We start from the raw sequence: 19,995 nt of genomic DNA, 5'->3' as shown, positions 1-19,995 counted from the left end.
TGCCGCTCTCAGGCCGCGGCCTTATTCGCCGGCGCCTTGCGCGCGGCGGTCTTTTTCGCCGGCGCCTTCGCGGCCACCTTGCGCGCGGGCGCCTTCTTCGCGGCGGCCTTCTTCGCCGGCGCCTTCTTCGCCGGGACCTTCTTGGCCGCGGCCTTCTTCGCCGTCGCGAGCTTCGTGGCCGCCGCCTTCTTCAGCGTCGCGGCTTCCTTCTCGACCGCCTTCGCGGCGGCCTTGGCCTTGCGCTGCGCCGTGGCCTGCGCGGCAGCGAGCTTCTTCTGTGCTGCCTTGACCTTCTGCTCGCCCTTGCGCATTGCCGCGCGCACCGACTTCTCGGCCTCGGCCATCGCCTTCTTCACGCGTGCCTCAGCCTTCTTGAGCATCGCGTCGAGCTTGCGCTTGGCCTGGTCGCGCTTCTTCAGCGCGGCCTTCTTCGCCTTGCCCAGCTCGGCCGACGCCGCGGCGCCCACCTGATCGAGCTTCTGGGTCACGGCCTCGCCCACGTGGTGCGCGGCCTGCGCCAGGTTGTCGGCCGCCTGGGCCATCTCGGACTTCTTCGCTCTCGTCGTTGCCATACGTGTGTCCTTCGTCGTGTGTGTGTGTGTGCGTCTGCGACTGCAGTTGCAGCCGCCGCGAATGTAGCGCGCCCACGCGCGACTGTGCGGGGATGAGCCTCGCGCCGACGCGTCGACACCACGCATCGAGCACGCGGCGTTCGACGGGCCGGAGCAGGGCGCCGCACGCGCGCCGAGGTGTCGCACGTCACGTCGCGAACACCCGCCTGGCGTACGATGCGCGCGGCGCGTGAGGCGTCGGCTGCCGACGCGCGCCACGGGGAGGAGCGCTTGGACTTCGAATCGACGTTGCCGCTGGGTCGACCCGATCTGGTCAGCGTCAGCGCGTTCCAGCGCTACCTCGACGACGTCGCCGCCGTGCGCGACCTGCCGCCGACGCACTCGGGGCTGGCGTCGCTGAGCCCGTCGCTGTGGCAGGACCTGGTGCGCTTCGAAGCCGCAGGCCGCGCGGCCGAGCTGCTCGAAGTCGTCGCCGCCGGGCTGCGCCACGGCCACGCGCTGGCGATCCACGTGCAGGCCGGCGCGCGCGTGCTGCCACTGACGCTGTACCCGCGCGAGCGGCAGTTCCACTGCCCGCTGCCGCTGGCCGAGGTGCTGTCGCTGCGCCTGGGCGAGCTTCAGGTGATGCTCGTCGAGGCGGCGCCGCTGGCGTCGCGCGGTGCGCCGAGCCACCCGCTGGCCGGGCGGCGCGAGCACTTCCACCCGCTGCTGCCGCTGACGTGGGCGCTGGCGCTGCGCGGCGCGCGCCCGACGCCGCTGCCCGAGATCGCCGGGCCGCTGGCCTACCGCGTCTCGCCGGGCGTCGACCTGCGCGGGCTCGGGCTGTCGGCCGTCGTGCAGGTCGCCGTGCGGCGGCTGCAGATGGAGACCGTCAACCTGCGGCGGCTGGCGGAATTCCCCGGCCTCGACCGCGAGCGCGCGAAGCGCCTGCTCAACGCGCTGTACCTGCACGGCGCGCTGATCGTCAGCCGCAGCCATCCGGCCGCGAGCGACAGCTGGTTCGACGTGCTGTGAGCGCCGCGCGGCGCCTCAGCGTGCCGGCGTGCGGATCAGGTGGTCGAACGCCGACAGAGCCGCCTTCGCGCCGTCACCGGCGGCGATGATGATCTGCTTGTACGGCACCGTCGTCGCGTCGCCGGCAGCGAAGATGCCCGGCGCGCTGGTGGCACCCTTCGCGTCGACGACGATCTCGCCCCAGCGGCTGAGCTCGACCGTGCCCTTGAGCCACTCGGTGTTGGGCACCAGGCCGATCTGCACGAACACACCAGCCAGCTCGATGCGGTGCTCGATGCCGCTCGCGCGGTCCTTGTAGATCAGCCCGTCGACCTTCTGGCCGTCGCCGGTGATCTCGGTCGTCTGCGCGTTGACGTGGATCGTGACGTTGGGCAGGCTCTTCAGCTTGTTCACGAGCACGGCGTCGGCCTTGAGCTGGTCGGCGAACTCGAGCAGCGTCACGTGCTCGACGACGCCGGCCAGGTCGATCGCCGCCTCGACGCCCGAGTTGCCGCCGCCGACCACCGCCACCTTCTTGCCCTTGAACAGCGGCCCGTCGCAGTGCGGGCAGTAGGCCACGCCCTTCGTCTTGTACTGCTCCTCGCCGGGCACGCCGAGGCTGCGCCAGCGCGCGCCGGTGGCGAGGATCACGGTGCGCCCCTTCAGCTCGGCGCCGTTGGCCAGCCGCACGGTCGCCAGGCCGCCCGGCTGCGCAGCGGGCTCGAGCGCGGCCACCCGCTGGCCGTTCATCACGTCGACGTCGTAGGCGCGCACGTGCGCCTCGAGCGCGGCGGCGAACTTCGGCCCCTCGGTGTAAGGCACCGAGACGAAGTTCTCGATGCCCAGCGTGTCGAGCGTCTGGCCGCCGAAGCGCTCGGCGACGATGCCGGTGCGGATGCCCTTGCGCGCGGCGTAGACCGCCGCCGCCGCGCCGGCCGGGCCGCCGCCGACGATCAGCACGTCGAACGGCGCCTTCGCGCCGAGCCTGGCGGCGTCGCGCGCGGCCGCGCCGGTGTCGACCTTCGCGAGGATCTCGGCGAGCTCCATGCGGCCCGAGCCGAACGGCTGGCCGTTGAGGAACACGGTCGGCACGGCCATGATCTGGCGCTGCTCGACCTCCTGCCGGAACAGACCCCCGTCGATCGCGACGTGGCGGATGCGCGGGTTGAGCACCGCCATCAGGTTGAGCGCCTGCACGACGTCGGGGCAGTTGTGGCAGGTCAGGCTCATCCACGTCTCGAACACGAGGTCGCGACCGTCGTCGGTGCGCAGCGCGCGGATCTGCTCGATCAGCTCGGCGTCGACCTTCGGCGGGTGGCCGCCGGCTTGCAGCAGCGCGAGCACGAGCGACGTGAACTCGTGGCCCATCGGGATCGCTGCGAAGCGCACGCCCATGTCCTCGCCGGCGCGCGTGATCTGGAACGACGGCCGGCGCTCGACCGTGCCGTCGAAGCGCGCACTGACTTTGTCGCTCAGCGCGGCGATCTCTTCGAGCAGCTCGCGCATCTGCGCCGACTCGGGGCGGTCGTCGAGCGACGCGACGAGTTCGACCGGCTGCGCGATGCGCTCGAGGTAGGTCTTGAGCTGGGTCCGGATGGCGGCGTCGAGCATGGCGATCTCCTGCAAACGTGAGGGCGAGTCGGTCCCGGCCCGCTCGCCAAGGCCCCGCGTGGCCTTGGCGACCGGACCCGAAGGTTCAGTCGTTCAGTCAGACGACGAGGCGGCATCGGCCGCCCGTCGCCCATCCAGCGGCCGCCGCGGACCCGGCTTCGCCGGGCCGCTGGCGGCGCCCCCTGGCGGGGGCGCGTGAAGCGCGTCGGGGGTGGGCCCGATCAGATCTTGCCCACCAGGTCGAGCGACGGCGTCAGCGTCGCCGCGCCTTCGTTCCACTTGGCCGGGCAGACTTGGCCGGGGTGCTTCGCGACGTACTGGGCGGCCTTGAGCTTGCGCAGCGTCTCCTTCATGTCGCGCGCGATCGCGTTGTCGTGGATCTCGGCGGTCTTGATGACGCCCTCCGGGTTCACGATGAAGGTGCCGCGCAGCGCCAGGCCCTCTTCCTCGATGTGCACGCCGAACATGCGCGTGAGCTTGTGCGTCGGGTCGCCGACCAGCGGGAAGCGGGCCTTGCCCACCGCCGGGCTCGTCTCGTGCCAGACCTTGTGCGAGAAGTGCGTGTCGGTCGTGATGACGTAGACCTCGGCGCCGAGGTCCTTGAACTCGGCGTAGTGGTCGGCCGCATCCTCGACTTCGGTCGGGCAGTTGAACGTGAACGCCGCCGGCATGAAGATCAGGACGGACCACTTGCCCTTCAGCGACTCGTCGGTCACCTCGACGAACTTGCCGTTGTGGAACGCGGTGGTCTTGAACGGCTGGACTTGGGTGTTGATCAGCGACATCGTGTACCTCTCGATAGACAGGGTTTATGGAAAGACAGGAACCGACAGCCGGAATATTAGGTGCGGCGCAGCATTTGTGGGATTGATTGATCAAATCGGCGCAATAGAGCAGGCAAATAGAGTTACCGCAAGACCTCCGCCCCGCAACCGATGTGGGCGCACGCTCGCGATGCGAGCGTCATGGTTCTTCGGAGTCCCTGCGGCGCAGTCTCGCGGGCTCAGCGCGACGCGAGCGCTTCCCAGCGCTCCAGCGCCGCCATCAGCTCGTCCTCGATCTGCGCGTAACGCGCCTGCAGCGCCGCCACGGCCTGCGGCTCGCGCGTGTACAGGTCGGCGCTCGCGAGCCGCTCGGCGATCGCTTTCTGCTCGGCTTCGAGCGCTTCGATGCGCGCCGGCAGTTCGTCGAGCTCGCGCTGCTCCTTGAAGCCGAGCTTGCGGGGCTTCGACGCCGGGGCCGGGGGACCCGCCGGGGTCGCCGCCGCGGGCTTCGGCGTCGCTGGCGGTGCCGCGGCGGCGACGCTGCGTTCGCGCTGCCGCTGCCAGTCCTCGTATCCACCCTCGTACTCGCGCCAGCGCCCGTCGCCTTCGTATGCGATCGTGCTCGTGACAACGTTGTCGAGGAAACGCCGGTCGTGGCTGACGAGGAACACGGTGCCCGTGTAGTCCTGCAGCAGCTGCTCGAGCAGCTCGAGCGTGTCGATGTCCAGGTCGTTCGTCGGCTCGTCGAGCACGAGCACGTTGGCCGGCAGCGCGAACAGGCGCGCGAGCAGCAGCCGGTTGCGCTCGCCGCCCGACAGCGTCCTCACCGGCGCATGCGCGCGCTCGGGCGCGAACAGGAAGTCGGCGAGGTAGCTCATCACGTGCTTGCGGCCGCCGCCGCTGTCGATCCACTCGCTGCCGGGGCTGATCGTGTCGGCCAGCGTCGCGTCGAGGTCCAAGGCGCTTCGCATCTGGTCGAAGTACGCCACCTGCAGCTTCGTGCCGCGGCGCACCGTGCCGGAGGTCGGCGCCAGTTCGCCGAGGATCAGCTTGAGCAGCGTCGTCTTGCCGGCGCCGTTGGGGCCGATCAGGCCGACCTCGTCGCCGCGCAGGATCGTCGCGCTGAAGCGGTCGACGACCGTCTTGTCGCCGAAGCGCATCGTGACGTCCTTCAGCTCCGCGACGATGCGCCCGCTCCTCGTGCCGGCGTCGACGTCGAGCCGCACCTGACCGAGCGCATCGCGCCGCGCCGCGCGCTGCGCGCGCAGCTGCTGCAGGCGCTGCACGCGCGCGACACTGCGCGTGCGCCGTGCCTCGACGCCCTGGCGGATCCACGCCTCCTCCTGCGCGAGCAGCTTGTCGGCGCGCGCGTGGGCGAGCGCCTCGGCGGCGAGCTCCTGCTCCTTCGCCCGCTCGTAGGCGGCGAAGTTGCCCGGGTAGCTGCGCAGCTGGCCGCGGTCGAGCTCGAGGATGCGCGTGCACACCGCGTCGAGGAACGCGCGGTCGTGCGTCACGACGATGACGCTGCCGCGGAACTCGCGCAGCAGGTCCTCGAGCCACGCGATCGCGTCGAGGTCGAGGTGGTTCGTCGGCTCGTCGAGCAGCAGCACGTCGGGCAGCGCGACGAGCGCCTGCGCGAGCGCGACGCGCTTCTTCGTGCCGCCCGACAGCTCGCCGATGCGGCGCGTGCCGTCGAGCGCGAGGCGCTGCAGCGTCGTGGCTACGCGCGTCTCCCAGTTCCACGCGTCGAGCGCCTCGATGCGCGTCTGCAGCGCGTCGAGGTCGACGCCGCTCGGGTGCGCCTCGTAGAGCGCGCGCAGCTCGCGCGCCTCGGCGACGCCGTCGGCAACGGTGTCGAACACGGTCGCGTCGTCGTCGAACGCCGGCTCCTGCGGCACGTAGCGGATGCGCAGCCCCTGCGTGACCTGCAGCAGCCCGTCGTCGGGCTTCTCGAGGCCGGCCGCGATCTTCAGCAGCGACGACTTGCCCGCGCCGTTGCGCCCGATCAGCCCGAGCCGCTCGCCGGCGTCGAGCGCGAAGCCGGTGCCGTCGAGCAGCGGCACGTGGCCGTAGGCGAGGTGGGCGTTGGTGAGCGACAGGACGGCCATGGTCCCGGCATTGTGGCCGCCGCCGGCCCGTCGCTCAGAACCAGGCGTGCAGGCCGAGCGACAGATGGCGCCGCCAGTAGCCGCTGCCGCCCAGCCCGAAGCCGCTGCCCGCGCCGCCGACGGACAGCCGTGCGCGAGCCGAGGCGCCCAGGTCCCAGCCGGCCACGAGCTCCCATTGGTGCGGCTGGGCGTGCGACCGGTTGCCGTCGCCGTCGACCTCGGTCGCCGTGCCCAGCCCCAGGCGCAGCGCGAGGTCCCACGGCCGCTGCTCGACCTCGACGGTCGTGAACAGGCGCGCCTCGCGGTAGCTCTCGGGGTTCCAGTAGCCGCGCGCGGGCACGGTCGCGCTCGTCGGGCGCGAACTGTCGAAGGCCATCGCCTCGGCGCCGACCGTCCAGCGCGGACGCGACGCCAGCAGCCACTGCGCGCGCGCGTTGACGCGCTGGCGCGCATTGCCGTCGTCGAAGCGCAGCGACGCGACGCCCAGCGACAGCGTCGCGCGCGGGTGCGGCCGGTGGTCGACGCCCAGCGACAGCGCGTCGACGTGCACGCGTTCGGCGATCGCCTGCGGCGTCTCGACGAGCTCGCGCGCCGCCTCGGCGTCGAGCCGCCAGCCGTCGCGCGGCAGCCAGGTCACGCGCGCGTGGCCGCTCCACGGCGTCCAGCCGCCCCAGTCGCTCGCGCGCAGCGCCAGCGACGGCCACCACACGCCGTGGCCCACCCCCGGCTCGCCGAACCGCACGCGCCACAGCGCCTGCAACTCGCGGCCGTGCGCCGCGTCGGCGGGCGCGTCGAGCTCGACGCGGCGCAGCCGCAGCTCGGCCGTCGCGCCGGCGGCGGGCCGCCAGCCGAATCCGGTGACGGCCGCGGTGACGTCGAGGTCGTCGGCATCGCTCGCGCGTTCGACGCTGCCATAGGCATAGGGCCGCGTCTCGCGGGCCACCCGGTGGTCGCGCCACCAGGCGAGGTCGGCGTCGGCGGTGCGCTCGAGCAGCGGCAGCGCCCGGTCCTCGAAGCCGGCCCAGGCCCAGGCGCGCGCGAGGTCGCCGCGCTCGTCGGCGCTCGCGGCGCCGCCAAGGCGCTCGAACTCGCGCAGCGCCTGCTGGTGGCGCCCGGCGAGGTTCCAGCCGTGCGCGCGCAGCCAAGCGCTGCGGCGGTCGGTGGGGTCGCGCGCGAGCATCGCGGCGAGCAGCGCGTCGGCCTCGGCGTGGCGGTCGGCCCAGATCAGCGCCCGCGCGAGGCGACGCTCGACGTTCGCCTGGCCGGGCTTGACGTCGAGCGACGCGCGCCACGCGGCGATCGCGCCGTCGGCGTCGCGCAGCGCATCGCGCGCCTGGCCCAGGCCGTCGAGAGCGTCGGCGCGGTCGGCACCGGTCGCTGCCAGCGCCTCGAACAGCGGCGCGGCGGCCGCGGCGTCGCCGGCCCACAGCGTCTGCCACGCGAGCGACGGCAGCACGTCGGCACGGCGCTCGGGCGCGATCGCGAGCACGCGGCGATAGCGCGCCACCGCCTCCGCGTTGCGGTCGGCGAAGCCGCTGACGCGCGCGGCCTCGATCCACAGGTCGGCATCGTCGGGCCGCTCGGCGAGCAAGGCCTCGTACAGCGGCAGCGCGACGGCGAAGTCGCGCCGCTCGACGGCCGCGCGCGCCGGCGCGAGCGCGTCGGCCGGCTGCGCCTGCACGGGCCAGGCGGCAGCCAGCGCCAGCACGGCACCGACGACCCAGCGCCTCACGACGCCGCTCCTTCGCGCGCCGTGCGCCAGCGCACCGCCTCGCGCTGCGGACGGCGGAACAGGTACGACAGCGACAGCACCGTCGTCACCGACTGGAACATCCAGTACACGAGCGGGTACCACACCGCATACGGCACGAAGCGCACGATGTCGGGGTCGTAGCGGCGGTCGACCCAGGCGCCTGTGAACAGCTGCGCGAGGCAGATCGTCGCGATCGTCATGCCCCACAGGTTCGGGATCGGCGACGCGCCCACCGGCGGCAGCCCGAGCGCATACGACGCGGTCCAGATCGCGCTCAGCACGACGAAGCACGCGGCCCACAGGATCGACAGCGACGACTCGACGAACACCGGCCACAGCCGCCGGTAGCGCCAGTGGCGCATCACGTCGGCGTGCTTGTGCAGCACCTGCATCAGCCCGCGCGCCCAGCGCCGACGCTGGCGGTACAGGCCGCGCCACGACAGCGGCACCGTCATCCAGCAGATCGCGCGCGGCTCGTAGCGCACGTCGTAGAAGCGCTTTTGCAGCTTCCACGTCAGCTCGATGTCCTCGGTCGGCATCTCGGGGCTGAAGCCGCCGACGTCGACCACCGCGCTGCGCCGCAGCGCGGCGACGACCCCCGAGACCGTGACGACGCGGCCCCAGATGCGCTGCGCACGCCGCAGCAGGCTGATGATCGACGAGAACTCCATCGCCTGCAGCCGCGCGAGGAAGGTCTCGGTGTTGCGCACGCGCGGGTTGCCGGTGACGGCGGCCACCCGTGGCGCGTCGAAGTGCGGCACGATGTGGCGCAGCATCTGTGCGTCGGGCTCGGCGTCGGCGTCGAGGCACATCAGGATCTCGCCGCGCGCCAGCGGGATCGCGTCGTTGAGCGCCATCGCCTTGCCTTCGTTGACCTCCTTGCGCACGAGGCGCAGGCGCGCATCGGCGCGCAGCGGCGCGAGCGCGTCGAGCGTGCCGTCGCTCGAGCCGTCGTCGACGACGATGACCTCGAACCGCGGGTAGTCCATGCGCAGCATCGCCGCCACCGAGCGCGCGATCACGGCGCGCTCGTCGTGTGCCGGCACCAGCACGCTGACCAGGGGCCACTCGCGTCGCGCGTCGGCCGCCGCCGGCTCGCGCGGCTCCCAGCGCAGCCGGTACAGCACCGCCGTCGTGATCCACATGAGGCTGGTCACGATCGGGTAGGCGGCGAAGAAGACGAGCGCGAGCCAGTACGGCCACGAGTGCTGGATCGCGAGCAGCGCCGACTCAACCATGCGCGACCTCCCGCTCGCGCCCCGCCGGCTCGGCGACGGACCGGAAGCGCTTGCGCCCGCCGTCGACGTCGATCACGACGGCACGCGCGTCGCGCAGCGCGACGAAGTCGGCGACGATCTCACGTCCGTTGTAGTCGCGCTCGTAGCGCCAGGTCACGGCAGGCACGCTGCGCCGCGGCCCGCGGCGGCGGTAAATCCCGATGTTGTGGACGATCCATGCCACCGTCAGCGTCGGCGCGACGACGAGCGTGCCGACGATCAGCGCGCGCAGGTCGGCCGAATCCCACGGCCGAACGAGCACGAGGCTCCACAGCCACACGAACCCGGCCCACCCGAGCACGACGAGCACGACATGGCCGACGGCGTGCAGCGGCGAGCGCAGTCCCGCCGGGCGCGTGCGGTCCGGCAGACTCACGCGGCGAGCGTGCGCGTCGGGAAGCGGCGGCGCCGCGCCGCCCCGAGCAGCGCAAAGGCGGCACCGGCCAGCGCGAGCGTCCCCGGCGCCGGGACCGAACCGGTGGGCAGCAGGTGCTCGGTCGGCACCAGCGTCCATTTGTCACTGCCGGGCCGCATCCAGCGCAGGTCGACGACGCCGGCCTCGAGGCGGTTCCACATCCCCAATTCGAAGCCGTACAGACCGGGCGAAAGCTGCAAGTCCTCGTCGAAGCCATTGCGATCGCGCGGATTCAGGAAGTCGCGGCCGATCTCGAGCGCCGCACCGCCCGCACCGATCAGCCGGAAGAAGAAGCCGTCGTCATTGAGCACGCTGAAGTTGTAGTCACCGGCCTCGACGATGCGGATGAAGCCGGTGAAATGCGCCGTCCAGTTCTCCTCGCCCAGCGACCCGGGCAGGGCCCCGGCTTTACCCCAGGTCGCGTCATAGGCCACGTTGTAAGTGGCGTTGCCGAAGTTGATCTCGGACACGATCCCCGTCCAGCAGCCGACAATCAGCCCCGTGCAACCCGAGGTCAGGTACCCCTGCTGCACGGTGTCGAAGTCGGCGCGCCCCCACAGACCGGTACCCCAGCCGAAACTGCCGATGGGCGCACCGCTGCCATAGCTGCGGGCATCCTCGTTCCACAGCACCGTGCTGCCACGCCACGTGCCGTCGATCTGGAGGAATGTCGCACTCGCTCCGCTGCCGGTGGCGAAGCTGACCGCGTACTGCGGCGCGAGGACCACGGCGGCCTGCGCGGTCGACACGAGCGAGGCTGTCGCCAGCACGCACCACGTCAGAGGCGCGCGCAACCCGCCGACAACTTGCAGGAGGCGCGGCAGCGCGACGGAGCGTGGCTTCGAAAGACGGAACACGGCAGTCACTGGAAACACTTTGTTGCAACGGAACACCATGTTAGGCACAAGCGGACACTGCGACCGCGCCATGCGAACGTATGAGCGCTGCGCGCGTGTACAAGTTGGCGCGACCATCCCCCGCATCCGCGGGGTGAACATCCGCGAGGCCACCCGCCCCGCGGACGCCGCGGTGCTAGCGGCCCGCCACGCGCTCGACCGCGTCGACGAACACCTTCGCGGCGTCGAAGCCGGTCTGATGCGCGATCTCCTGGAAGCCGGTCGGGCTCGTGACGTTGATCTCGGTGAGGCACTCGCCGATCACGTCGAGCCCTGCGAAGAGGATGCCGCGCTGCGCGAGCACGCGGCCGACGCCGAGTGCGATCTCGCGGTCGCGCGCCGAGATCGGCTGCGCGACGCCCTTGCCGCCCACCGCGAGGTTGCCGCGGATCTCGCTGCCCTGCGGGATCCGCGCGAGGCAGAACGGGATCGGCTCGCCGTCGATCACGATCACCCGCTTGTCGCCGTGCACGATCTCGGGCAGGTATTTCTGCGCCATCACGGTGACGGCGCCATGGCGGTTCAGCGTCTCGGTGATCGCGCCGAGGTTCAGCCCGTCGGGGCCGACGCGGAAGATGCCCATGCCGCCCATGCCGTCGAGCGGCTTCAGGATCACATCGCGGTGCTCGTCGTGGAACGCGCGGATCGCGTGCGCGTCGCGCGTGACGAGCGTCGGCGCGATGAACTGCGGGAACTCCATCACCGCGAGCTTCTCGGGGTGGTCGCGCAGCGCGCGCGGCTTGTTGACCACCGTCGCGCCCTCGCGCTCGGCCTGCTCGAGCAGGTGCGTCGCGTAGAAGTACTCGCTGTCGAACGGCGGGTCCTTGCGCATCAGCACGACGTCGGCGTCGGCCAGCGCCAGCTCGCGCTCCTGCACGACGTCGAACCAGGCCTTCGCGTCGCCGGTCAGCGTGATCGCGCGCGCGCGCCGCGCCACGACGCGCGAGCCGGTGCGCCACACCAGGTCGGCCGGCTCGCAGGCCCAGATCACGTGGCCGCGCGATGCGGCCTCGCGCATCATCGCGAACGTGGTGTCCTTGGCGGTCTTGAAGGTCTTGAGCGGGTCGGCGACGAAAAGCAGGTTCACGATCGGCATCCGGTTCGCCGTCAGCGGCGCAGGCGGTAGTGTTGCACCGCCAGCGCGAGTGCGCCGGCGACGGCTGACGACGCTTGCCGAGCAGCACGTGCGGGGCTGTCTGTTCCTGTCGAGCGACGAACACCTCGCATGCGCCGTCGAGGCGCGCGTCGAGCGCATGGGCGATCCGAGGCGCAGTGCCACGTTCTGGTCGGTACACGCGGGTGCCGCCTGCGCGCCGTATCCCTTCGCCAACGGCCGGCCGGAGCAGTTCGCCGACGAACGCTGCATCGAGTTCAGATCGGCCTTGTCCGGCGCGCCGCGGCGCTACTGCTGCAGCCTGACGGCCGCGTTCGGGCCGGCCGACAGCAACGGCCTCGTCAGTCTCGAGATCACGCCCCGGCACGTGGCCGCCGGTCCGCCACCGCGCCCACGCGTGTTCCGGCATACCGCGTCGCCGCAGGCGCCGATGAGCTACCCGCTGATGTCGCCGGCCGGCTTCGGCATCTGCTCGAGCACCGCCTGCCGCAGCGCGAGCACGAGCTCGTCGCCATCCAGCGGCTTGTGCATCACGGGCAGACCCGTCGCCACCACGTCGACGATGCGATCTGGCGCGGTATCACCGGTGATGATCAGCGCAGGCACCGCGAAACCCATCGCCTCACGCACCGCGCGCACGGCGTCGGCGCCGGTCACGCCGGCGGCCAGACGAAAGTCGGTCACGACGACGTCGGGCCGTACGCGGTCGCGAAGTACAGCCAGCGCCTCCGTGGTGTCGCGCGCGGTGTGCACAGTCCAGCCACGACCCGCCAGCAGTGTCGTCATGTCGTCGAGCAACGCGGGGTCGTCGTCGATCACGAGCACGGAAGCACCGGCGCCGTCGATCGCGACCGCAGCAACGGCGCCAGCCGGCGGACCTTGCGATGGCGCCGATGCGGTCGGCAGCGCGAGCGTGAACCGGCAGCCACGGCCAACGTCGCTGTCGAGCAGGACGTCGATATCGAGCAGCTGCGCCAGACGCCTGACGATCGAAAGCCCCAGCCCCAGCCCGCGCGCGCGGTCGCGCGACGGGTTGTCGAGTTGGTAGAACTCCTCGAACACCCGCTCATGCTCCGCACGCGGGATGCCGCGGCCAGTGTCGAAGACGACGAGTCGGGCACGCTCTGCCGGTGCGCCCGTCGGCAGGATCTGCACGCCGACCTCACCGCGGGGCGTGAACTTGATCGCGTTGCCGATCAGATTGCCAACGATGCGCTCGAGCAGGACCGGATCGGTCCATGCCTCGACCGGTGCGCCGCCGGTGTCCAGACGCCACCCCAGGCCGGCTTCGCGTGCGGCAGCCTGGAATGGAGGCGCGATCGCCGCCAGCAGTGGGCCCAGTTCGACCGCCTGCCGACGTACGTCGACATGACCGGCCTCGAGCCGCGAGAAGTCGACTAGCTGGTCGAGCAAGCCACGGCACTGGACAAGGCTGCGCCGCATGCCCGACTCGATGCGTTCGACGTAAGGATCGTCGACGCGGCGCACGACGTCGCCGAGCGCCGAGACATTCAAGCTCAGCGCGAACAGCGGCTGGCGCAGGTCGTGGCTGACCGAAGCCAGCACGCGCGACTTCGCCGCACTGGCTTCGGTGACACGGTCGCGCTCGGCGCGCAGCGCCTCGCCGGCGCGCTCGAGCGCCTCATTGGCGGCACGGATGCGATCGCGCTCCTGCTCGAGCTTGCTGGCGTACGACAGCAGCGCCTCGCCCTGCGCGCCGAGCTCGCGCACGTAGCCCGCGAGCACACGCAGCAGGTATGCCGTCAACACCGCGATGAGCACCCCTTCCCAGGTCGCCTTGGCCGCCCAACCGGCGATGACAGCGCCGAGTGCGGGTAGCCCCCATGCCAGCATGACCCTCGGCTCGCCACCGCACGTGGCCACGGCGCCCGCCGCGAGCCCAAGCACGACCATCGTCACGAGGATCTCGGTTTCGGCGTCGCCGCCCCAGAACGCGATGGCGACGATGACGGCACGCACGACGCCGACCCCCGCCGACCAGTACACGAGCCGCCGCAGGTCGTCCTGCGCCGATCCGACGTCGTGGTGTGGCATGTCGCGCACCGCGCGCCGTCGGGCTTGCTGAACGGCCTCCATCGTCGCCCACCACGCGAGCGCCGGCACCCACAGGTCGTGCCGCCCGACGAGCCAGGTCAGCAGTGCGTCGGCGACCAGGATCGGCAGGCGTGTGAGCTGCAGCTGGCGGGCGATGCTCGCGACACGCTGACGTGCGACCCGATCGGCGAGCGTGGGAAGCGGCGCCACGCAGTTCGTGCTAGTCGATGCGGGCACCCCGCCGTGCCGCCAGTGATACGGCCTCGGCGCGACCGCCGACACCTATCCGCCGGTACAGCTCGGTCACGTGCGTCTTGACGGTCGCCAAACCAATGCCGAGCTCGCGCGCGATGATCTTGTCGCTGGCACCGCGCAGCAGCACCCGCAGCACCGCGAGCTGCCGCGGCGTCAGCTGCGGAAAGCACTCGGCGAGGTCGCGTCCGTGCCACGAAGGACGCACCGACGGCGACGGCGACACCGCCACCGGAAGATGCCCGGGCAGGTAGATACCGCCGCGCATCACGATGTCGATGGCCTCGCGCATCGACTCGAAACTGGCAGCGTTCTTGCGCAGGAAGCCGCATGCGCCGAGCTCGAGCGCCTGAGCGACGACGCCAGCGCTGTCGTCGCCGGACATCACGACAATGCGCGCGTGCGGGCACGCCTCGCTCAGCGCGTTGAAGCAGTGTGCCGCGCCATCGGTATCGAGCCACCAGTCGAGCAGCACGAGCTGGGGCCGCCACTGCGCCGCGAGGCTCACGGCGGCGGCCTCATCGACCGCGACATCGACGTCGAGGTCGCGGTGTCTGGCTTCGATCGCAAGCTTCAGCGCGTCGAGCAGCAGCCTGTCGTTGTCCACCAGGAGCACGCGCATTGCCATGGACCTCCGGTCGCCGTGCCCCCCCAACGCCGGAGTGGCACAACGCGCCTATGGACTCTACCGAAGCCGGCGCCGCCCCGGGTCGTGCAAACGAAGGATCCCCGCCTCCACCGCAGGACGGGCGACGTCTGCGCATCGACGGCCTACCTTCTGACGCGTCGGCGCGCAGATACAGCGGCGCGCCTCCCCCGCGGGAAAGCGACAATGATCTTGCATGACCGCGCAAACGACCGAACCCCCCGGCGGTGTTGTCGGAGATCGCCTCGAGACGCCGCCGGCCGACACGGCACCTGCGGCAGCAGCCGCCGACGGTGCCGAGGCGCTGGCGGCGTGGCTGTTCGGCCGACTCGACGTGGGTGAGCGGTGGCTCGGCGACGAGGCGGCGGTGCGGCGCGCGAACGCCGCTGCGAGCGAGGCGCTGCGCGATCGCCCCGTTTTCGAGTTGCACGCGGGTCGGCTCACGTCGCGTCGGCCGGCTGACCGTCAGCGGCTCAGGCGAGTCCTGGCCAAGGCCGCCGGGCGCGGCGCTACCGGCCTGGTGCGGCTGGGCGCGTGCGGCGAGGGCGGAACTCTCGCGCTGCATGCGCTCCAGTTGCATGCCGGCCGGACCTCGTGGGTGTGCCTGCTCGATCGGCGCCGGCCGGCGAGTCGGCTCGCGGTGCGGCAGTTCGCGCAGGCCTGCGCACTAACGACGGCTGAATCGGCAGTACTGTGGCACGTCTGCGTGGGGCGCCGCCCCCACGAGATCGCCGAGCCGCACGACGTAGCCACGTCGGCGGCGCGCACCCGGATCCGCGCGGTGCACGAAAAGGCGGGGAGCCGCACGATCCGCGCGCTGATCGAGTCGCTCGCGCACCTGCCGCCGGTGCACGGTACCGAACCGGACGTCGCACGGGCATACACCCCGAGCTGCGCCTCGAACGCCGCCCGGCCGGCGTTTCGCCCGCCTTTCCCCTCGACTGTCTGCACCGCGTTCCCCGAGGGAACGACGGAAGCACCGCTGACGACCTTCGCCCGCAGTCCTCGACCGGGGATCGCGGCCATCTGAAGGCCTGCTGGCCTGCCCCAGCAGACCTTCGCAACCTTTGGAGACGCACCATGACTCCATTACTGTCCTGTCCCTGGCCTTCTTCACCGTGGCGACTCCTGACCTCGTTCGCTGCGTCGGGTGCGCTCGCGCTCGCGCTGCAAGCCTGTGGCAGCGGTGGCGGTGGCGACGCACCGGCCGTCGCCACGACGACGATCGAGGGCACAGTCGCGGTCGGCGCCGCCCTGCCCGGCGCCTCGCTCAGCGTCAGCGACGCCGACCCGACGACGCCCGACGTCACCGGCACTGCGGACGCCAGCGGCTTCTACGTGATTGACGTCTCGACGCAGCGACCGCCACTGGTCGTGACCGCCCGCGGCGTGGTCAACGGCGAGTCGGTGCGCGTGGTCGCCGTCGTCCCGACGGCATCCGCAGGCACCGATCTCACCGTCAACGTGACACCGCTGACGACGGCGATCGCCGCGCTCGTGGCACCGGGTGGCGACGTGGATGCGCTGGCCAGCGCGAGCGCTGCCGCCGCCGTCAGCGCGGCGGAAGTCGACAACGCCACGACGTTGGTCGTCAACACGCTGCGCTCGAACCCGGCGTTCGACGCAGCGCTCGGCACCGGATTCGACCCGCTGACGACGCCCTTCGTCGCCGACGGCAGCGGTATCGACGCGGTGCTCGACCAGGTGCAGGTCGAGGTCTCGGCCACCGGTGTGACGATCACTAACCTGACGGCAGCGGTCGACGACAGCGGCCCGCCGCCACCGGCCGTGCTGACGGCGCAGCAGCTGAGCGACCCCGCGAACGCGCCCACGCTGCCGGCGAGCGTGCCGACGGCGGACCTGCCGACACCCGCCGAGATGCTCGCGCTGGCAAGGAAGATCGAAGACTGTCTGGCCCTGCCGCTGGCGCAGCGCGTGACGCTGGACGCGAACAACGACGTGACGGGCGTCTCGCTGGCGTGCAGCTTCGCGCCGCCCGACTGGAAGGACGACGGCGGCAACTGGGCCGAACGCGTGGGCACCAACCTGCTGCGCTACACGCACTACACGGGCGCCAAGGTCGGGCAGCCGACGATCGCCGCGGTCTTCGAGCCGCCGAACTCCAGCGGCACGACGTTCCAGCACCCGTACTGCAACACGCAGCGCTGCGTCGTGATGAACGTGCCGCTCGTCACCGCATCGGGCCGACCTTTGACCACGTTCTGGCAGCTCGGCAAGGTGGCCGGGCAGTGGCACTACGTCGGCAACCAGCTGCCCTACGCGATGGGTGTCGAGATACGGTCCTACAAGTACATCGCCGTCAACTCGGCACTCGCGGCGCAGGACCCGGACAGCTACTACCGGCAGGATCGGCTCGAGGCGACGATCCGCCTGATCTTCAACCCCGCAGCCAGCAGCGACGCGAACACGCCGAACATCCGCGCCGTCGTCTGGAAAGGCCCCGGGTTGCCGGCCGCTGGAATCGTCACACACCGGTCGCAACGCTGCGGCACCGAGGACCGCTTCCCGATCACGAATCAGGAGGGCCTGTTGACGGTCAACAACTCGTCGCAAGTCCAGTTCTGGAACAACAGCGGCGGCATCGACTTCATCGTCGATGCGGCCCGGCTCGACGGCACGCCGCTTGCGTTGCCGACACCGACGTCGAACTGGGCGACCACCGCTGCGCCCGCCAACCAGAACGTACGCAGTGCGCCGTTCAGCGGCAGCATCCCGGCCTGGTCGACGTATCGTGCAGAGATCTACACGTTCGCGAACACGGCCTCGACGCCGGACGAGGTCATCGTCGTGCGCAACGCGACACCGTTCGAGCCTGCCGCCACCGGTGCAACCAAGAGCTGGCCGACGCTGCCGCAGGCGTTCATCGATCATTACCTGACACCCACCGGTGCCAAAGCAGGCGCGCTCACGAGCCTCGACGAGTCGATGAACTGGGTCAACCCGACGGACGGTCATGTCATTTTGGGCTACCTGTTCGGCCAGAACCGCATCACCGCCACCAACGGTGAGAACGAGACCAACGCCTACTGGAAGCGTGGGCTGATGGCGTTCCGCCCGCAGGCGTTCGGCGATGAGTCCGTCACGCCGGCCTACGATTGGGGCGCCATCTTGTCGAGCGTCTCGTTGTCGCCCTCGACGGCCTCGATCGGGAGCAATCCGAACCCGCGTTGCACCGCGCCGGAGATCGTCGCACTCGACACCGACAACACGAACGTCTCGTACCGCGAGGCCGGCCTGCAGTTCCGCGGTGCCGACCGTAAGCTGTACCAGGCGTCGTACTTCTGGACGAACCAGTAGCGAGTCGGCTCGCGGCTGGACGGCGGCGCTGCGCCAGGCGCCGCCGTCCGTGACCGCTGGCGAGCGTGCCGGCGCAGGTGCCGGGCGGCCGTCAGATCTGGATCTTCGCGCCCAGCTCAACGACGCGCGTGGGCGGCAGCGACAGGAAGTCGGCCGCGCGCGCCGCGTTGCGGTGCATCGCGGCGAAGAGCTTTTCGCGCCACAGTGCCATGCCGCGCGCGAACGTCGGCACGACGATGTCGCGCGACAGGAAGTAGCTGGTGTCCATCTCGTCGAGCGGCACGCCGCGGTCGCGCAGCAGCGCCAGCGCGGCCGGCACGTCGGGGTCGTTCTTGAAGCCGTAGTTCAGCGTGACCTGCCAGCAGTCGTGGCCGAGCGGCTGCATCTGCACGCGCTTGTCGAAGCCGATCCACGGCACCTCGTGGTGGCGGACCGTGACGAACAGGTTGTACTCGTGCAGCACCTTGTTGTGCTTGAGATTGTGCAGCAGCGCATTGGGCGCGAGCCCTTCCTCGGCGGTCAGGAACACCGCGGTGCCCGGCACACGCGCCGGCGGGCTGACGAACACGGCGTCTAGGAAGCCGCGCAGGTCGATCGCGTCGTCGCGCAACCGCTCGGCCATCAGCGCGCGGCCCTGCAGCCACGTCAGCATCAGCGTGAACATGCCCAGGCCGATGACGAGCGGGAACCAGCCTCCAGCGACCAGCTTGAGCAGGTTCGACGCGAAGAACGTGACGTCGATGACGAAGAAGACGCCCGTCGCACCGAGGCACAGCGCCAGCGGGTACTTCCAGCCGTAGCGCAGCACGAAGAAGGTCATCACGGTGGTGATCGTCATGTCCAGCGTCACCGCGATGCCGTAGGCCGCGGCAAGCCTCGACGAACTGCCGAAGAGCACCACCGCCAGCACGATCAGCACGTACAGCCCCCAGTTGACGAAGGGCACGTAGATCTGCCCCGTCTCGCGCACCGAGGTGTGCAGCAGCCGCATGCGCGGCAGCAGACCCATCTGCATCGCCTGCTTGGTGACCGAGAACGCCGCCGTGATCAGCGCCTGCGACGCGATCACCGTCGCCGCAGTCGCGAGGCACACCAGCGGCAGCCGCGCCCACTCGGGCGCGAGGCGGTAGAACGGGTTGTCGATCGCCTGCGGCTGCGCGAGCAGCAGTGCGCCCTGGCCGAAGTAGTTGACGACCAGCGCCGGCATCACGAGGCCATACCACGCGAGGCGGATCGGCAGCCGGCCGAAGTGGCCGAGGTCGGCGTACAGCGCCTCGCCGCCGGTGACGGTCAGCACGACGGCACCGAGTGCGACGAAGGCCACCAGCGGCTCCTCGGCGACGAAGCCGAACGCGTACGCCGGGTTCAGCGCCGCGAGCACCGACGGGTTGGCGGCCACCTGCGGCGCGCCGAGCGCGATCAGCACGACGAACCACACCAGCGTGACCGGCCCGAAGAAGCGCCCGATGCCGCCGGTGCCGAAGCGCTGCACCGCGAACAGCACCGTCAGCACGACGAGCGTGACGGGCACGATGAACTCGTGCAGCGCCGGCGCCGCGACCTCGAGCCCCTCGACGGCCGACAGCACCGAGATCGCCGGCGTGATGACGCCGTCGCCGTAGAACACCGCGGTGCCGAACATGCCCACCATCAGCAGCGCACGCCGCAGCCGCGGCCGGTCGGCCACCGCGCTGGTGGCCAGCGCGAGCATCGCGATCAGCCCGCCCTCGCCGTGGTTGTCGGCGCGCAGGATTAGCAGCACGTACTTGATCGAGACGATGACCGTCATCGTCCAGAAGACGAGCGACAGCACGCCCAGCACGTGCTCCGGCGTCACCGGCACGCGCCCGGCGTGGAACACCTCCTTCAGCGCGTACAGCGGGCTGGTGCCGATGTCGCCGTAGACGACGCCCAGCGCGCCGAGCGTCAGTCCCGCCAGCGCCCCGATGCGTGCCGGCGACGGCGCGGACGACGGGGAAGCGGTCATGCACGCATTCTGCACGCCGCCTGCGCGCCGCGGCGGGTCCCTCGTCGTTTCGTGTGGAACCCAACATTCACAATGACCCTTGGTCGTCGAGCCCGGTGGGTATGTGGACAGGCCGCTTGCCGGCCTGTCCACATGTCCACGGGGCGGGCTTCGCCGGGGGAGTTGATTCGATGAGCGTCGGGGTCGAAGCGCTGTTCACCAGCGCGCTGGGGTTGCAGCCGCCATGGGTGGTCG

The 19,995-nt window shown here is 71.2% G+C and carries 15 protein-coding genes; 3 read left to right on the top strand and 12 right to left on the bottom strand.

Annotation, left to right across the window (positions count from 1 at the left end; translation table 11 throughout):
* Nucleotides 1–8: 8 nt before the first annotated feature.
* Nucleotides 9–572 (bottom strand): histone H1, encoded by a 564-nt coding sequence (locus DRV96_RS18395; protein WP_210757005.1) that lies wholly within the window; start codon nucleotides 570–572, stop codon nucleotides 9–11.
* A gap of 270 nt (nucleotides 573–842) precedes the next feature.
* On the opposite strand from DRV96_RS18395, the gene DRV96_RS08960 reads away from it, so the two are divergent.
* Nucleotides 843–1,586, top strand: a complete 744-nt coding sequence (locus tag DRV96_RS08960; RefSeq protein ID WP_235823348.1) for a hypothetical protein — start codon at nucleotides 843–845, stop codon at nucleotides 1,584–1,586.
* Between the two features lie 15 nt (nucleotides 1,587–1,601).
* On the opposite strand, the gene ahpF is transcribed toward DRV96_RS08960, so the two are convergent.
* From ahpF to DRV96_RS08910, 10 genes are all read right to left on the bottom strand, one after another.
* On the bottom strand, nucleotides 1,602–3,176 hold the full coding sequence (gene ahpF / locus DRV96_RS08955; protein WP_119290183.1) for an alkyl hydroperoxide reductase subunit F: 1,575 nt from the start codon (nucleotides 3,174–3,176) through the stop codon (nucleotides 1,602–1,604).
* Nucleotides 3,177–3,397: 221 nt separating this feature from the next.
* On the bottom strand, nucleotides 3,398–3,961 hold the full coding sequence (gene ahpC / locus DRV96_RS08950) for an alkyl hydroperoxide reductase subunit C (RefSeq protein ID WP_119290072.1): 564 nt from the start codon (nucleotides 3,959–3,961) through the stop codon (nucleotides 3,398–3,400).
* A gap of 218 nt (nucleotides 3,962–4,179) precedes the next feature.
* Nucleotides 4,180–6,048 (bottom strand): ATP-binding cassette domain-containing protein, encoded by a 1,869-nt coding sequence (locus DRV96_RS08945; RefSeq protein WP_119290070.1) that lies wholly within the window; start codon nucleotides 6,046–6,048, stop codon nucleotides 4,180–4,182.
* Between the two features lie 34 nt (nucleotides 6,049–6,082).
* Nucleotides 6,083–7,780: a hypothetical protein gene (locus DRV96_RS08940; protein WP_119290068.1), complete on the bottom strand. Its 1,698-nt coding sequence runs from the start codon at nucleotides 7,778–7,780 to the stop codon at nucleotides 6,083–6,085.
* Nucleotides 7,777–9,039 carry a glycosyltransferase gene (locus DRV96_RS08935; protein WP_119290066.1) on the bottom strand — a complete coding sequence of 421 codons (1,263 nt, stop codon included), beginning with the start codon at nucleotides 9,037–9,039 and terminating at the stop codon, nucleotides 7,777–7,779. Before DRV96_RS08935 ends, DRV96_RS08940 begins: the two co-directional genes overlap by 4 nt.
* On the bottom strand, nucleotides 9,032–9,454 hold the full coding sequence (locus DRV96_RS08930; protein WP_119290064.1) for a hypothetical protein: 423 nt from the start codon (nucleotides 9,452–9,454) through the stop codon (nucleotides 9,032–9,034). Before DRV96_RS08930 ends, DRV96_RS08935 begins: the two co-directional genes overlap by 8 nt.
* Nucleotides 9,451–10,359, bottom strand: a complete 909-nt coding sequence (locus tag DRV96_RS08925) for a PEP-CTERM sorting domain-containing protein (RefSeq protein ID WP_235823347.1) — start codon at nucleotides 10,357–10,359, stop codon at nucleotides 9,451–9,453. Before DRV96_RS08925 ends, DRV96_RS08930 begins: the two co-directional genes overlap by 4 nt.
* A gap of 166 nt (nucleotides 10,360–10,525) precedes the next feature.
* Nucleotides 10,526–11,476 (bottom strand): glutathione synthase, encoded by a 951-nt coding sequence (gene gshB / locus DRV96_RS08920; protein ID WP_119290181.1) that lies wholly within the window; start codon nucleotides 11,474–11,476, stop codon nucleotides 10,526–10,528.
* 462 nt (nucleotides 11,477–11,938) lie between these two features.
* On the bottom strand, nucleotides 11,939–13,768 hold the full coding sequence (locus DRV96_RS08915; protein ID WP_119290060.1) for an ATP-binding response regulator: 1,830 nt from the start codon (nucleotides 13,766–13,768) through the stop codon (nucleotides 11,939–11,941).
* Nucleotides 13,769–13,778: 10 nt separating this feature from the next.
* Nucleotides 13,779–14,432, bottom strand: a complete 654-nt coding sequence (locus tag DRV96_RS08910) for a LuxR C-terminal-related transcriptional regulator (RefSeq protein WP_162910994.1) — start codon at nucleotides 14,430–14,432, stop codon at nucleotides 13,779–13,781.
* A 220-nt stretch (nucleotides 14,433–14,652) separates the two neighbouring features.
* Here DRV96_RS08910 and DRV96_RS08905 point away from each other — a divergent pair, with 220 nt between their 5' ends.
* Together DRV96_RS08905 and DRV96_RS08900 are read left to right on the top strand one after the other, a co-directional pair.
* Nucleotides 14,653–15,486 carry a helix-turn-helix transcriptional regulator gene (locus DRV96_RS08905; protein ID WP_119290056.1) on the top strand — a complete coding sequence of 278 codons (834 nt, stop codon included), beginning with the start codon at nucleotides 14,653–14,655 and terminating at the stop codon, nucleotides 15,484–15,486.
* A 50-nt stretch (nucleotides 15,487–15,536) separates the two neighbouring features.
* The gene (locus tag DRV96_RS08900; RefSeq protein ID WP_119290054.1) at nucleotides 15,537–17,774 is read left to right on the top strand and encodes a carboxypeptidase-like regulatory domain-containing protein; all 2,238 of its coding nucleotides are present in this window, start codon (nucleotides 15,537–15,539) and stop codon (nucleotides 17,772–17,774) included.
* Between the two features lie 91 nt (nucleotides 17,775–17,865).
* On the opposite strand, the gene DRV96_RS08895 is transcribed toward DRV96_RS08900, so the two are convergent.
* Entirely contained in the window at nucleotides 17,866–19,761 is a 1,896-nt protein-coding gene (locus tag DRV96_RS08895; RefSeq protein WP_119290052.1) for a potassium transporter Kup, read from the bottom strand.
* Nucleotides 19,762–19,995: the final 234 nt, after the last annotated feature.

It is taken from the genome of Azohydromonas sediminis (assembly GCF_003574675.1).
Classification (GTDB): Bacteria; Pseudomonadota; Gammaproteobacteria; order Burkholderiales; family Burkholderiaceae_C; genus Calidifontimicrobium; species Calidifontimicrobium sediminis.
The sequence above is the reverse complement of the archived record's forward strand: the minus strand, read 5'-3'. Positions and strand labels throughout refer to the sequence as shown.

Bases quoted from the DNA above. Each gene is read 5' to 3' on its own strand.
- DRV96_RS08905 (WP_119290056.1), top strand. From the start codon at position 14,653: ATGACCGCGCAAACGACCGAACCCCCCGGCGGTGTTGTCGGAGATCGC.
- DRV96_RS08910 (WP_162910994.1), bottom strand. From the start codon at position 14,432: ATGCGCGTGCTCCTGGTGGACAACGACAGGCTGCTGCTCGACGCGCTG.
- DRV96_RS18395 (WP_210757005.1), bottom strand. From the start codon at position 572: ATGGCAACGACGAGAGCGAAGAAGTCCGAGATGGCCCAGGCGGCCGAC.
- DRV96_RS08900 (WP_119290054.1), top strand. From the start codon at position 15,537: ATGACTCCATTACTGTCCTGTCCCTGGCCTTCTTCACCGTGGCGACTC.
- DRV96_RS08895 (WP_119290052.1), bottom strand. From the start codon at position 19,761: ATGACCGCTTCCCCGTCGTCCGCGCCGTCGCCGGCACGCATCGGGGCG.
- ahpC (WP_119290072.1), bottom strand. From the start codon at position 3,961: ATGTCGCTGATCAACACCCAAGTCCAGCCGTTCAAGACCACCGCGTTC.
- DRV96_RS08945 (WP_119290070.1), bottom strand. From the start codon at position 6,048: ATGGCCGTCCTGTCGCTCACCAACGCCCACCTCGCCTACGGCCACGTG.
- DRV96_RS08935 (WP_119290066.1), bottom strand. From the start codon at position 9,039: ATGGTTGAGTCGGCGCTGCTCGCGATCCAGCACTCGTGGCCGTACTGG.
- ahpF (WP_119290183.1), bottom strand. From the start codon at position 3,176: ATGCTCGACGCCGCCATCCGGACCCAGCTCAAGACCTACCTCGAGCGC.